The organism is Hominibacterium faecale (genome assembly GCF_020734085.1).
In the GTDB taxonomy this organism is placed as follows: Bacteria; Bacillota; Clostridia; order Peptostreptococcales; family Anaerovoracaceae; genus Hominibacterium; species Hominibacterium faecale.
Genome location: NZ_JAJAGH010000007.1, coordinates 91,551 through 105,074, shown reverse-complemented (window position 1 = coordinate 105,074; position 13,524 = coordinate 91,551). Strand labels below are relative to the sequence as shown.

The window sequence follows — 13,524 nt, the reverse complement described above, 5'->3', positions numbered from 1 at the left end:
CAAAAGGAGTGAAAAACAATGAAACCAGAGGCATCGTTTTTCTTAAATTATCTGCCTATGGAAGTCACATTGATATCCATGGACAGAGCCGAACTGCCCCTGTTTTTAGGCTCTACCCTGCGCGGTGTGATTGGACAAACCCTGCGCCAGGATCGGGAGGCCTACAATTATCTTTATAACAATCGGGCCCTCAGCGGCAACCTGCAGGATACAGTAAACCCATATATGATCCGTCCGCCGATGGCAGAAACAAGCGTTTATCTGAAAGGCGAGAAATTGACGTTTCATGTTATCCTTTTTGGTGACGCAGTTAGATACACGCCTCAGCTGATTTTCGCGATAGAGGGGATCGGCAGGCGTGGACTGGGTGCTGGCAGATATCCCTTTCAATTGGATAAAATCACCCATAGTTTGGATCAAAGGGTGATTTGGCAAGCCGGCATTTTTCATGAAGTCGCTGTCCGCAGCGCAGCACTGCCTTGTCGCAGCCTTTCGTCACTGGAACAAGTGCGGCTTAAGACACTTACGCCGCTGCGTATCCGTCGGAACGGCAAGCTGCTGGAGCAGGTTGATTTTCCAACGATAGTCCGTAATATTACACGAAGGATTGAACGGCTCTGTGAGCGTTATGGAGGCTGGATTGATGGGAAAGAGGTCCAGCGCATGCAGGCCCTTGCCGCAGATGTATCGCTGGTAAAAGAACAATTGAAGCTGGTGAATCTGAATCGATATTCAAACCGTACCGGTGAGAAGATGGATTTCAGCGGCCTGATGGGCGAGCTATGGTTTGAAGGACCTCTGACACCTTTTGTCCCCTGGCTGTATGCCGCCCAGACTCTGAATATCGGCCGCAACACGACCTTTGGCATGGGACGGGTTAAGGTGGAATTTCTTTGATTTTAACGCTATAGAACCGGAAGCACATAGAAGGGAGCAGAATTATGTGTGAAACAGAAAAGGATGTTGTTGGCAATATTATCAGCAATTATAGACAAAATGAGATGGCGATTGTAGAACAATTAGCTTTTAAGGTAGATAACCACGGAACTACAATCGGTGGATTTCGAGAAGATATTTGGCGGAAGATGTTTCAGCAGATCATCCCTAAAAAATTTGTCATTGAGCAGTCGGTATTTATTATCGATTCCAACGGAAAGGTATCGAGGGAGGTTGATCTGGCAATTTTCGATGAAACTTATACGCCTTACATATTTCGTTACGGCCGGATAAAATTCATCCCCATCGAGGCGGTGGCTGTTGTGGTGGAATGTAAAAGCACTTCAATGGATGATGATACTTTAAGTAAGTGGGCAGCAAGCATTACAAATCTCACGACTTCATTAGAATCTTATACTAGAGTAGCAGGCAGAATTATTGTTGGAAAAGAAGAAAAAAATTCAACGCAGACTCAGACACGGCCGCTGCGTATTTTATGTTGTCTTAATACTGATAATGTGAATGTACTTTTAGAAAACGGGGAGATGTTGTTTGATGTGATCATCAAGACTTCCCTCCAGAAGAGTGGATTATTGAAGATTGAGTTGGATAAAAACAAAAAGAACCTGCAAGACTGGTACCTTGCTTTAAACCATGCGGATTGGCAGAAGACAGACAGAGAGATTAACGAAGGCACTGGCCTTGAAGATATAAAACTCGAAGATTACGCTGTGGAAGGTGTATCTCTTCTGTCATTCAACTTGCAGTTAAACCAACTGCTGATGCTGATCAACAACCCAATTCCATTCCCACACATGGCGTACGCTAAAATGTTTAATCGGCATAGCAAAGGAGGTAAAACCCATGAATAACGAGACGCAGATCGTGGCCCTTTCAATTGACAAGGTGCAGACATTTTTGACCGAAACCATCCATGCGCATGTACAAGAAAAGCAGACCGAAGAGGCCACTTTAAAACAGATCATGAATGCTTCGCGGGAAGTTTCCCAAGGCTTTCAAAACACGGTCAAAGAAGCTTTTTCGGTGCAGGAGAACGAGGTGTTGCTTTCCTGTTCCGGTGTGTATATCTTCAGAAACCCTCTGCCGGAAAAAGAAATTCACGCTATTTTCAACAAATTATTTTTCGAATATTATCAAGAATCCCAGGGACAGAAATGGCTGCGGTGCGTTTCGTTTCCACAAGGAAAATACGATGAGATACAGGCGATCCAGGAGGCCAAGAAACGTCTGAAACAATCCAACTGCCTGAATGCGCGCATAGAGGAAAACAAAGATAAGCTTTTCAAATTTTGCAAGATCGATGCGAAGGATGCCCAGCCCCCAAAAGACGATGAAAACTATCCCATGTTTGCAGAGGATATTAACGCTTTGTTTTCAGGGGAAGAGGGGGATAACAAAAATCGTTTTCGAATCGCAGTCATAAAGGCTGATCTGGATGGCATGGGAAATATGTTTAAAGAGATTAAGAGTTATGAAAGCTACAGCCGGATCAGTAAAATCTTGAGTGACAAGGTTTCTTTGAAGGGCCTGCATGAGATGGCAGAAAAATGCCGGCCGGAGGGCCGTACCGGGTGGCTGTTTCCATTTTACATAGCTGGCGATGATATTTTCTTTGCTGTCTCAATGGCAAATTTGACCAAGGGCACCCGTTTATGCCGGGAAATCCTTGTCGGCATTAAACAAAGCCTGGAGAAAGAAGAGTCCTCGAAACCGCTGTCCATCAGCATTGGCGTAGAGATTACCTTTAACCGGGAACCGATTCGTTACTATATGGAGATGGTGGAGCGGCAGTTAAAACATGCTAAAGAAGAAAACACGCCCAAGTTGCTAAAACAGTTCGTGAAGGCCAAGATTTCCATTGGCGGACTGGCTTTTCTGGATATCGACTACAACGCCATGAAAACATATAAGCAAACTTTGGTATGCATGAATAAGAGGAACAAGAAAGGTAGAAAAAACAATAGATGCAATAAGTGTGAAAACTGCAGAAAGCGGGGCGAAATTGACGAACAGCTTCAGGCTGTGCCGATATGGGACTATTTCTTAAATGATGTGTACCGCATAAACGCCATAAGGTCAAATGATACATATGACAAAATGCTGGGAACCTCCGGTTTTTTCTATACGTTACTGGACAGGCTCGCCGATGATACTGTGCAGCAAGACAATAGGAAGTATATCAACAGCGTGCTGTATCACCTTTTGCCTAAATATCTCAACTCTTCCGATAAAAAGCTGCGGGAATTGGAAGTGGTTTTAAATGGCCGGATTCTGAGCCAGCTTATGAGGAAAAATTGGGGCAAGGGTATGAACATTGTATTAAATGAGAAAAGCAAGCATCGACTGGAAACTTACCTGCGGCTAATGCTTCTGTTTTCCGACAACCGTTTTCAATTGATTCCGGACGTTAAATCGAAGCTGGACTATAGTAATGTAGAGTTGGAGAATTCCCGAAAATATTTGCTGTCAAAGTCAGCTGATTATTTGTACAGAACGGTGCTGGAACGTAGGAATAAACCGCTGAGGGATATCTTTATAAAAAAAGAAAACTATCAGACTGCGGATAAAAAAACAATCCCGTGCTTTCAAAGACTTAAGCTTGAAAAAAGCATGTTTGTGAGAATGCGTGATACCGACAAAGTCCCGGTAGAAAAAGCGGCGAACATGATTGAATTAAAAAATGGCTACAGTGCAGATGAAATCAAGAAAGCAAATAGGGATAGAGAACAGGACGGCAAATCCCCGTGTCTTTTGTATTTTAACAAAGGAAAATTTCTAGAGCTGGCCCATAGTGAAGGCGAATGGAATTCGGATTTCATAGATTCGCTCATGCTGTTTTACGAATACAAAGAGATGTCCATCAGATTTAACGAAAAGAAAAAGAGCGGAGGAGGTAACGCAAAATGAGAAATTTTATTACTATAAAGATACAAACGATGTCCAATCTCTATATCGGCGGCATGCCGGCGCCTTTTGAAATTGGAGGAATTGATCAGCGGACTGCCATCGACCAAGAGGGCTTTCCATGTATTCCCGCTTCTTCATTAAAAGGAACGCTGCGCACTATGGTGCGGGAAGACGAAAGTCCGATGGCCGAAAAAATTGGCGCACTGTTCAAGGCTTATCTGGAAAAAGAACGAGAGAAAAATCTGCCGCAAGTCATGGCCCTGGTTAAGGAAGAAGAGGCCCGCAAAAGGATAAATGAGCGATACGAAGAGGCGATTGAGGAGGCGTCCGCAGAATGTATTTTTGGAATCAAAGGCTTTAACAATACACCAAAACTGCTCTTTAGCGATTTACTTTTGTGTGAAAAATTCCGCAATAAAAAAACCTGTTTTTCCATTGACATGAAAAATACCATCGATACGAAGGGGGAGACTCCGGAGTCAAAACCCAGAACCTATCAAACCGCCAAAAGCAATCTGGAATTTGAAGGTGAAATCGATTTTTATAAAATGAATTTACTGGGCGAAGAGGCAGCGGCGCTTTGCAGGGAGTATGTGCTTTACAACCTGAAAAAATTTGACGAAGGCTTTTACCGGCTAGGGAACTCAAAGAGCAGAGGTTATGGAAAGGTGCAGCTTCTGACAGGCCAAGAGGGAGAATAAGAGCTATGAAAAATTATGAAATTAAGCTTGAAGTGACGGGCGCCATGACGCAGGTGCCGGATTCCCAAAAGCTATTCGGCGCGCTCGTTTATCTGTTTGCGGAAACCTATGGGGATGAGAAGGCTACGGCACTGACAAAATCCATTTTGAACAAGAAAACCCATTTAGCGCTGTCCAATGTTATGCCGGAAGGGTATTTGCCGGTGCCGCAGGATTATTTGATCGACAAGCTATCAGAAAACAGCAATGAAGAACTTGATTTGAAAAAAGTACGGTCAGCAATCAAATTGAGAAGCTATATTAAGTCTTGCAAATTGCAATCTGTTTTGGATAACCCTGAAAAATGCGAAAACATATACCCTTATGTAAAGCAGCAGAATTTGCAGCAGCTGCGGGCATCTATCGACAGTCTCCGCTATGATCTCCCTGAATTAGATACCCGCCTTTATTCGGTGCCTACCGTGGATTTATGTGAAGTAAGTCAGGATAACGACGACAAAGGGCAGAATCGGGCTGTGAAAACTTTTTGCTTTTATCTGCAAGCAGACGATCGTGCGTTTTGCTTCGATTTTGTGAACATGCTTCAATCAGCAGCAGAGGAAAATCCGGAACTTATCCTGGGAAAACGAGCTTCGCAGGGGCTGAACCGCTTTCGTATAAAAGGGGTCACAGAGCGAAAGCTTCCGACCTTAGACAGCGATAACTATCTCAACACCGGAATGCTGCTGCCGGATCATATTGATTTTCAAGCCTCTTCAATGCGGCTGTTCACATCCGAGCGGCGGCCCTTTGAAATGATGGGCGGGTGGAGCGAGGATTCGCCGAAGTATTACATCAGCTATCTTGCGCAGGGGAGCATTATCGCGGCGCCTGAAGGTGCAGAAAAGGCGGGAAAATCAATCCAGTCTCCCTTTAACAGCAGGAGCATTGTTTTTGGAAATGCGTTTTTGTATCCAATTATTTTGAGAGAGAGGCAGGTATAACTATGGAAACGATTTCTTATCAATTAAAGACACTCTCCAGCCTGATTGTATCGCCGAGGGCCTCGCTGGCCTTTTATAAGGATTTAGACCAGTTTTCCTTAAAGGATGTTGAAGGTCATTCGGATTGCGTAAAGACAGAAAAACTAAAAGGGATCTATCCGTTTTACCAGTACGGGCTCTATGAGTCTTATAGTCCGGATACTGCGGACTATTATTTGCCCGGCTCATCCATAAAAGGTGCGCTGTGTCAGGAGACTGCCAATCCAGTGAAGCTTATGGTGGATGATGTACCGATTCCAAGGGAGTACATTATTTTGCGCAATATTCAGAAAGCCCAATATTTAGAGGAACCACAGAAAGCTTTTTTTGACGTGTTTTTCGATCACGTCGCCGTTGAAATGGTAAAGGCCGACTCGCCCTTGGAAGGAAGTTTTAATTATCATAATATCGAAGCTGCCAGGGAACTTTTAAAATCGGCCAACAACGCTGCTAAAGCGAAAATAGGCCAAATGCGGGAATACCTTAGTTGCCTGATAAAAAAAGAATATCCTGCTCAATTAAAAGAACGCCTTACGAAAGCGGCCGATAAACTCGCCGAGCAGTTAAACGATGATCAGGTGTTGCTGCTCGGCGGATATAAAGGTTTGCTCCATTCAATGGAGTTGAAAGAGTCACCGGGGGAAATGGCCGGAGCTGTTTACCTCGATAAAGAAACAAACCTGCCCCATGGCCTTATAAAAATGGAATTAAAGGAGCGTCCTTAACCGATCGACCGTGCCAGAGCTCTTTCAGCAGCGTATCGCAGCTGCGCATGTCAATCGCAGGCACAACCACATCCACACCGATGGTTTCTAAAGTGCCGTTTTTCGGCTCAGTTGCAGGCAGCCGTCTTCAATTTTTTCCAATCTTCGGCCGGCAAGGAACGTAACCCCGCCGCTCTTTAGCCGGCTGATTGCATCGTTCGCATTGGTAGGATAAGCGCCGGGCGCGATCTGGTCAGCCATTTCGATGATGGCAAGTGACCACCCAATCCGAATCGGATCCGGGAATTTCTGGAGCCGCTGCCTCAGCCCCGGTTGCCACGATTACGGCAAAAGGCTGATATTCATCGATGATTTCTTTGTTGGCAGACATCTGATAGCGAATGGCTGCTTTTCGGAGATCGAAACCCGAAGTTAAGCTAACAGAAGCATTTGCGATAGAAGCCCAAGTAGGATATAATAAAATTACAGAATATTCAAACGCAACATCAAGGAGGACTTTCAATGGGGATTTTGGAGAGAAAAACGGCCTGGGAAAAAGAATGGGCTAATCTGGAGAGGCAGGAAGCACGTTTTTTGAAAAAACATGCGCAAAAGAAAGAATCCTTTCTCAATCAGAAGCTGGAGGGAAAGGTGCCAGAAAAATTGCAGGACACTTTGGATGGGGCCTTTGTCAAAGCCTTTGAGGTGGTTTTCCAAAAGGGGACCGGCGTCATAGAAAAGACATACCGGAAAGAAAAAAGAGAAAAAAACTACCAAGTCAGAGAATACGCGGCTGACATTCAAGAGGACCGCCGGACTTTGCGGACCTTTTCGAAAAAGGCCCAGGGAACCGGGAACGTAAATTTGCTAATGTCGGGAATTTCCGGTGTGGGGCTGGGCGTTTTAGGGATCGGTATTCCGGATATTGTTCTCTTTACCGGAATGATGATGAAAAGCGTCTATGAAATCGCCCTCAGCTATGGATACGATTATGAGCAGGAGGAAGAGCGTTATTTTATTCTTTTGCTGCTGCAGGGATCGGTATCCTACGGACAGCAGGCGGAAGCGGTCAATCGGGAAGCAAACGCCTTTATTCAGGAAGAGCGGCAGCCAGCGGGTTACGATCAAAAAGAGCAGATCCAAGAGACAGCGGCGCTGTTTTCAAGGGAACTGCTGTATTTGAAGTTTCTCCAGGGAATTCCCATTGTCGGAGCTGTGGGCGGCATTTACGATGCGGTTTATATGAGGCATGTTACAGAATATGCCAATTTAAAATATAAACGAAGATTCTTAAAAGGAAGAGAGGAAAGGAGTGTGTAGCAATGAAGGAGAAAAAGAAAATGCCTGCAGGCAAGCGGGGCGCGATTGTCTACTGGGTGGGTGTATTGGTGTTATTGGCCGCAGTTTCGATTATCTATTTTTTTACAGGGAGAGCGCCGGTCTGATAAAAAACGCTCCTGGATGGGAATATACCCATGTGTTCCAACTTGGATGCACTCCCATCATTTCAGGTGGATGCCATACTTTTTAATTTTGTTGTGAAGCGAGGTCCGCGCAATGCCGAGAATCTGAGATGCTTTTGTCTTGTTGTTGTCTGATATTCGCAGCGCATGTTCAATGGCATTTTTTTCAGTAGAATGCAAAAGTGCCTCCAAACCGTTGCTGAGAGTTGTCTGATAGGAACTGCGGAGCTGCTCTTCCCGCGCGTAGTACTGGATATCCGCAAAGTGATCCAGCGTCAGCATGTCCTGATTGCACATATTAATAGCCCGCTCTAAACAGTTAAAAAGCTCCCTGACGTTTCCCGGCCAGCTGTACTGGCGCAGCAGAGACAAGGCATCCGGCGTGATTCCCCGAATGTTCCGGTTCAAGATATGGTTCATGCGTGCTATCCGATGATGGACAAGAACTGGGATATCGTCTTTATGCTCCCTCAGCGGGGGTATTTTTATGTTTACCACATTGAGGCGATAGTACAAATCTTCACGAAATTCATTGGAGACGATCATTTTCTTTAAATCTTTGTTGGTCGCAGCGATGATGCGAACGTTGATCGGAATTTTGTGTCCGCCAATTCGGCTTACTTCCTGCTCCTGTAAAACCCTGAGCAGCTTTGGCTGCATATGCCACGGAATCTGATCCACTTCATCTAAAAATAAAGTGCCGTTATTGGCCTGCTCAAAGATCCCCGGTTTTCCACCCTTGATCGCACCGGTAAAGGTACCTTCTTCATAACCAAAGAACTCGGCTTCAAAGAGATTTTCAGGAATTGCCGCACAATTTATCTCAATGAATGGAAATAATTGCCTTCCGCTGATATTATGAAGCGCATGTGAGGCGATTTCTTTTCCCGTGCCGGTCTCTCCGGTGATCAGTACGGTGGAAGTGGATTCCATCAGCTGATAAATATCATCTCTGAGTTTGTTCATTTCGGGACTGTTGCCCAGGATATCCGCAACTGTGTATTTCCCAATCCTTTGTCTCCGTTGATGAGAAAACTCTTCAATTGTTTCCGGCAGCTTAATGGTCCCGTTTTTTTCCAATTCTTTAATGCGATTCAGAAAAAGGGCCAGTTCCCAGCTTGTTTTGAATACGTCAAGATCAACGGCTCCAACAATACGCCCATTAGATTTTACAGGCAGAATGCGGGTCACATTAAGCGTTCCGGAACCATAGTAAATCTGAATCTCATCTTTTGAACCTTCCTCTAAGGCCTGTATGATCTTCGTGGTGGGATGCACGTCTCGGATTTTTTTACCAACTATTTTTTCAGGAAGTTTTTTTGAATTGAGTTTTTCAATACCACTTCTGATGTCATCGGAAAAGTACTTGATGATTCCATTCTCATCTACAATTACAAGTCCGCCGATCGCATCCAAAACCGCTCTGCATTCATCCAAAGTCAAATCAAAGTTGGGATGATAAGTTTTGCCCATAACAGCCTCCTGCACAAACTTTATTTCAATTATTATAGCACAGATATTTGATGAAACCTACAGAATATTCAGGCAAAGTGTCAAAATTTTGGACAGTGACGAAAATCATGACTACTGGGTGAAAACGTTGGAATTACTTTTATTAGAATTTTTTTGTAAAAAATTGTACAAATTTATGACACCCATGACCAATAAAAATCTTTTGAGGTGCACCAAAGAGCTGCAAGACATTACTGTTGAAATTTCAACAGTTTTTTAAGAAGTCATTCTTATGGTTATGAAAAAAAATAAGTTGGCACGCCTTTTGCTGTTAGTAGGTAGTGAAATGGAATTCCAAATAAGAAAAAAAGCCAAGGCGCAGGCGAACACGGAGAAACAGTATGACGCTGTATTTGTTTCTGCCATATAAGACAACACAGTTGATAGAAAAATGAGAGGAGCATAAAAAATGAGCAGATGTTTAAATGTGGGAATGGTGCAGAGCGGAGGGCCTGCTGCGGATTTTGAAACTTGTCTTGCCAGAATTAAAAAAGATGTTGAAAAATTAATGGGCGGCATGAATGTTCCGGAGCTGATCGCAGGAGTAGAGATGGCGGTGGGATGCTGCTGGAAAGGGAGTCCGGACAAACTGGAAGGCGATACGATTCCAGGCAGAGTGACACAGGAGCTTTCAGCCATCGCAAAAGAAAACGGTATCTATTTCATGCCGGGAAGCATGGTAGAAAGAGTGGAGAAGGACGGCAAAACGATTCGTTACAACTCCATTCCGATCTTTGATCCCCAGGGCGAGCTGATTGACGTGTACCGGAAAATATGCCCTTACTATCCGGCGGAAAGCGCAATTACGCCAGGGGACAGGTATGTGACATTTGATATAAAGGAAAAGAACATTAAAATAGGAGTGCTGAATTGCCATGACTGGTGTTTCCCTGAAATATCCCGAAATTTAGCTTTACTGGGAGCAGAAGTACTCATTAAGCCCGCCATTGATCCGGAGGGGTTATATGAGATTTGTAAAACAGTGGCGCCTACAAGAGCTTTTGAAAATCAGGCCTATTTTATATCTCTAAACCATGCAGGCGAGTGGGCCGGCGGGTATGCTTACGGACATTCCATGGTTGCCGCGCCTGATGGGAGAATTCTCTATGAAGCAGGTCAAACGCCTGTGTCTTTAACTATGACCCTTGATCTGGATCAAGTGGAAAACATCCGGCGGTACGGTACGGGCTATACGGATCAGCTTTTAAGGCAGCTGCCGCATTTTAATCCGCCAATGCCTTATGCGGAATGTATAAAAGACGCTCCGATTTATAAAAAACTGCCGGAGCCGGACTTAACAGTCGAATGCAGAAAGAAGATGTTTAAAGAGGAAGGCCTGCTTTGGTAAGATGAAAGGAGTGAAAATCATGGGAAATAAAATTGAGAAGTTACCCTTCAAACTGAGATTTGGATATGGCCTGGGACAGATGTCCGACTCGATCCCATATAATTTGTACGGAACGTATTTTCTGTTTTTTCTTACCAATGTGGTGGGCATCCCTGCTGCAATTGGCGGAACAATATCCATGATCGCCCTTTTTTGGGATGCTGTGACGGATCCCGTTGTTGGATACCTGTCAGATAACAGCAGATCCAAATATGGACGGCGCAGGCCGTACATGCTTGTCTCGCTGTTTCCTTTGTTCCTCATAACGATTCTGATGTTCGTGGCCGTGGATTTTGGTTCTACCGGAAACGTCGTGTATTATATCTTTTTAGCGCTTGTGTTCCGCACATTCTATACAGGTTATGTGATTCCATATTTTTCTTTGGGAGCTGAAATAACGCAGGATTATGATGAAAGAGTTACCATACAGTGCATATCGGCATACTTCGTTTATATCGCCGTATGGGTGATCACGGCAGGGCCTATGGTGATCATTGATTTTGCCACCGCACGAGGTGTGAGCTATAGCCACGCATGGACGATCGCTGCCGCGGTTTTCTCCTTGGTGACACTGTTCTGCGGATTGATATCATGGCGAATTCTGAGAGGGACAGAAATGGTCGACAAGCGAGATGACCTGTGCCGGAATGAATCCGGAAAAGGGCTGATGACGGTTATGAAAACCTATGCCACATTACTGAAAGATAAGATTTGTATATATGTCATATTGCTGAGATTGACCTACATATTCGCCGGCGGCATAGCGAGCGCGGCCTTTGTGTATTTGATGTCGGTGAATTTAGGGCTGAGTGAGGCGAAACAAGCGCTATACTGGACTTTATACTCCGCCATCTATATTGTGGATATCGCCATATGCAATTTTATTTCGAACAAAACGGAAAAGAAGTTCATTATGGGAGCTACGGTTATTTTGGGAATTTTAGTCAGCATAATTTTTTATGTTCATGGCATCAATTCGTTCAATGAGCTGATCGTGTTTACGTTCCTGCATTCCTTTAGCGCAGCGGCATTCTGGTCCGTAGGGGCTACGATGCTTTATGATTACAATGAGGTGGTCGAATTTAAAACTGGAAAAAGACAAGAAGGAGCCGTTTCGGGCGTGATCCTGTTCGCGCAGAAAATAGGCTCTGCCGTATCCGTATGGGTCAGTGGTATGGTGCTTTCTGCGGTTGGATACGATGGAACAGCTGAGATTCATTCAGAGGCAGTTAAACAGGGGATTCTGTTTTTGAACACCCTTGCACCGGCCCTTGTCTCCATATTATCTGTGATATGTATCCTCATTTATCCGATCAATCGAAAGAATTTCTCTCTTCTCAGAAAAGCGCTGGCATTGAAAAACGAAGGAAAAGAATATACTACGGAAGGATTTGAAAAGTTATTGTAACACAGGAAATTAGACGATTGATTCGGTTTGACTCTACCCAGAACGAGAAATGAGTGCTATAATATTTGAAGCGTAAATCATAATTTGTGTACTGGCCTGCTGATAGCCATCCAAATAGGAGCAGGTCAGTACATTCGGGAAAGAGTGGGTCAAAATGGATACAACAATACTACTATCAGCAGTGGGGGTCTTTGCCGCTTTGGCGGGCATGGCGATCCTCATTTTTAAGCGCGTCTCTCCGATTATCATCGGCCCTCTGGCAGCGATTCTCGTCTGCCTGACCAGCGGAGCGCCCGTTTTTCAAAGCGTTACCAAAACGTATATGACCGGAGTTACGGGATTTTTTACTTCTTATTTCTTTATTTTTCTCTTAGGAAATATCTTTGGCAATATCTATCAAAATTCCGGTGCAGCCGCCAAGATCGGCTCCATGATATCAAAAAAAGTAGGCAGCAAACACTGCATGCTGGCTTGCATGATTCCGGCGGCAATTTTGAGCTACGGCGGTATCAACAGCTTCGTCATCATTTTTTCCGTATATCCCATCGCCCTCAAGCTGTTTGAGGATGCCGATCTGCCCACCTATCTGCTGCCGGGGATCGTCTGCGGAGGCATGTGGACCTTTGCCATGACCGGTCCTTTTACGCCCCAAATTCCCAATATCGTTTCCATGCAGTATCTGGGGACGCCATCCTATGCCGGGCTGCTTCCCGGGCTTTGCAGCGCAGCGGTAATGGCGGTGGCTATCGTGCTCTATATGAACCGGGCGTGCAGGAAAGCCAGGCTTCGGGGCGAACATTTTCAGTGGCCTGAGGACGTAAAACGGATTGAAGATGTGAAAAACGCTCCCGGCGGGATCGTTTCCATTCTCCCCATTGCCTTTGTACTACTCGTTTTTAATATAACAAAACTGGATATTATATTGTGCCTGCTCATGGGAATTATTCTGGCGCTGATTCTGTTCTGGAAGCACCTGCCCAAGCCGGAAATGTTGGAAATGTTCAATTCCGCCGCCATCACCTCGGTAACGGTCATCATCAACACCGCTATTATTGTAGGTTTTGGCTCTGTTGTCAAGGAAACGCCGTTTTACGATTTTGCGACCCATATCCTTATGAATTCGGACGCCAATCCTTATATGGTGGCGGCAGTGGGCTCCAATATCTTTGCCGGTATTCTGGGATCCGCATCCGGCGGCATCTCCCTCATGTACGAAACCCTGGGAGATACTTTTCTCCAATACGGCCAGCAGGGATATAATCTGGAGTTTATCCATCGTCTCTGCGCAGACGGCTGCGGCGGGCTGGATTCCCTGCCCTGGAACGGTTCCATCGTTTCCGTATTCGCCATCTGCCATACGACTCACAAGCTGTCGTATAAATATAATTTTGTAACCTGTCTGGTGGTACCCATCGCCTCAACCTTTTTGGTGGCGCTGCCCATCAGTATGATTTTTGGATGAC

13 protein-coding genes are annotated in these 13,524 nt (G+C 44.9%); 11 read left to right on the top strand and 2 right to left on the bottom strand.

The window, feature by feature from the left end; all coding sequences use genetic code 11:
• The first annotated feature begins 18 nt into the window (after positions 1–18).
• From cas6 to LG211_RS10145, 6 genes are all read left to right on the top strand, one after another.
• On the top strand, positions 19–897 hold the full coding sequence (gene cas6 / locus LG211_RS10170; RefSeq protein WP_269477438.1) for a CRISPR system precrRNA processing endoribonuclease RAMP protein Cas6: 879 nt from the start codon (positions 19–21) through the stop codon (positions 895–897).
• Between the two features lie 44 nt (positions 898–941).
• Positions 942–1,808: a DUF6602 domain-containing protein gene (locus LG211_RS10165; protein WP_269477437.1), complete on the top strand. Its 867-nt coding sequence runs from the start codon at positions 942–944 to the stop codon at positions 1,806–1,808.
• Complete coding sequence (locus tag LG211_RS10160; RefSeq protein ID WP_269477436.1) at positions 1,801–3,864, top strand: Cas10/Cmr2 second palm domain-containing protein; 2,064 nt, start codon at positions 1,801–1,803, stop codon at positions 3,862–3,864. The genes LG211_RS10165 and LG211_RS10160 overlap by 8 nt, the downstream gene beginning before the upstream one ends.
• Positions 3,861–4,565 carry an RAMP superfamily CRISPR-associated protein gene (locus LG211_RS10155; RefSeq protein WP_148396400.1) on the top strand — a complete coding sequence of 235 codons (705 nt, stop codon included), beginning with the start codon at positions 3,861–3,863 and terminating at the stop codon, positions 4,563–4,565. Before LG211_RS10160 ends, LG211_RS10155 begins: the two co-directional genes overlap by 4 nt.
• 5 nt (positions 4,566–4,570) lie before the next feature.
• Complete coding sequence (locus LG211_RS10150) at positions 4,571–5,548, top strand: hypothetical protein (protein WP_269477435.1); 978 nt, start codon at positions 4,571–4,573, stop codon at positions 5,546–5,548.
• Positions 5,549–5,814: 266 nt separating this feature from the next.
• Complete coding sequence (locus tag LG211_RS10145) at positions 5,815–6,312, top strand: hypothetical protein (RefSeq protein ID WP_148396404.1); 498 nt, start codon at positions 5,815–5,817, stop codon at positions 6,310–6,312.
• Positions 6,313–6,544: 232 nt separating this feature from the next.
• On the opposite strand, the gene LG211_RS10140 is transcribed toward LG211_RS10145, so the two are convergent.
• The gene (locus tag LG211_RS10140; RefSeq protein ID WP_269477434.1) at positions 6,545–6,682 is read right to left on the bottom strand and encodes a hypothetical protein; all 138 of its coding nucleotides are present in this window, start codon (positions 6,680–6,682) and stop codon (positions 6,545–6,547) included.
• A gap of 131 nt (positions 6,683–6,813) precedes the next feature.
• Here LG211_RS10140 and LG211_RS10135 point away from each other — a divergent pair, with 131 nt between their 5' ends.
• Both LG211_RS10135 and LG211_RS10130 read left to right on the top strand, forming a co-directional pair.
• A complete protein-coding gene (locus LG211_RS10135; RefSeq protein ID WP_269477433.1) occupies positions 6,814–7,611 on the top strand; it encodes an EcsC family protein in 798 nt (265 codons plus the stop codon).
• A gap of 2 nt (positions 7,612–7,613) precedes the next feature.
• Positions 7,614–7,736, top strand: a complete 123-nt coding sequence (locus LG211_RS10130) for a hypothetical protein (RefSeq protein WP_269477432.1) — start codon at positions 7,614–7,616, stop codon at positions 7,734–7,736.
• A 57-nt stretch (positions 7,737–7,793) separates the two neighbouring features.
• On the opposite strand, the gene LG211_RS10125 is transcribed toward LG211_RS10130, so the two are convergent.
• Complete coding sequence (locus tag LG211_RS10125) at positions 7,794–9,227, bottom strand: sigma-54 interaction domain-containing protein (protein WP_269477431.1); 1,434 nt, start codon at positions 9,225–9,227, stop codon at positions 7,794–7,796.
• A 448-nt stretch (positions 9,228–9,675) separates the two neighbouring features.
• Between LG211_RS10125 and LG211_RS10120 the strand changes: the two genes are divergently transcribed.
• From LG211_RS10120 to LG211_RS10110, 3 genes are all read left to right on the top strand, one after another.
• Positions 9,676–10,614 carry a carbon-nitrogen hydrolase family protein gene (locus LG211_RS10120; RefSeq protein WP_269477430.1) on the top strand — a complete coding sequence of 313 codons (939 nt, stop codon included), beginning with the start codon at positions 9,676–9,678 and terminating at the stop codon, positions 10,612–10,614.
• 19 nt (positions 10,615–10,633) lie between these two features.
• The gene (locus tag LG211_RS10115) at positions 10,634–12,061 is read left to right on the top strand and encodes an MFS transporter (protein WP_253019903.1); all 1,428 of its coding nucleotides are present in this window, start codon (positions 10,634–10,636) and stop codon (positions 12,059–12,061) included.
• A gap of 154 nt (positions 12,062–12,215) precedes the next feature.
• Entirely contained in the window at positions 12,216–13,523 is a 1,308-nt protein-coding gene (locus LG211_RS10110; RefSeq protein ID WP_253019902.1) for a GntP family permease, read from the top strand.
• Position 13,524: the final 1 nt, after the last annotated feature.

Coding starts and splice junctions, on each gene's coding strand:
- cas6 (WP_269477438.1), top strand. CDS start 19: ATGAAACCAGAGGCATCGTTTTTCTTAAATTATCTGCCTATGGAAGTC.
- LG211_RS10165 (WP_269477437.1), top strand. CDS start 942: ATGTGTGAAACAGAAAAGGATGTTGTTGGCAATATTATCAGCAATTAT.
- LG211_RS10160 (WP_269477436.1), top strand. CDS start 1,801: ATGAATAACGAGACGCAGATCGTGGCCCTTTCAATTGACAAGGTGCAG.
- LG211_RS10155 (WP_148396400.1), top strand. CDS start 3,861: ATGAGAAATTTTATTACTATAAAGATACAAACGATGTCCAATCTCTAT.
- LG211_RS10150 (WP_269477435.1), top strand. CDS start 4,571: ATGAAAAATTATGAAATTAAGCTTGAAGTGACGGGCGCCATGACGCAG.
- LG211_RS10140 (WP_269477434.1), bottom strand. CDS start 6,682: ATGTCTGCCAACAAAGAAATCATCGATGAATATCAGCCTTTTGCCGTA.
- LG211_RS10135 (WP_269477433.1), top strand. CDS start 6,814: ATGGGGATTTTGGAGAGAAAAACGGCCTGGGAAAAAGAATGGGCTAAT.
- LG211_RS10130 (WP_269477432.1), top strand. CDS start 7,614: ATGAAGGAGAAAAAGAAAATGCCTGCAGGCAAGCGGGGCGCGATTGTC.
- LG211_RS10125 (WP_269477431.1), bottom strand. CDS start 9,227: ATGGGCAAAACTTATCATCCCAACTTTGATTTGACTTTGGATGAATGC.
- LG211_RS10120 (WP_269477430.1), top strand. CDS start 9,676: ATGAGCAGATGTTTAAATGTGGGAATGGTGCAGAGCGGAGGGCCTGCT.
- LG211_RS10115 (WP_253019903.1), top strand. CDS start 10,634: ATGGGAAATAAAATTGAGAAGTTACCCTTCAAACTGAGATTTGGATAT.
- LG211_RS10110 (WP_253019902.1), top strand. CDS start 12,216: ATGGATACAACAATACTACTATCAGCAGTGGGGGTCTTTGCCGCTTTG.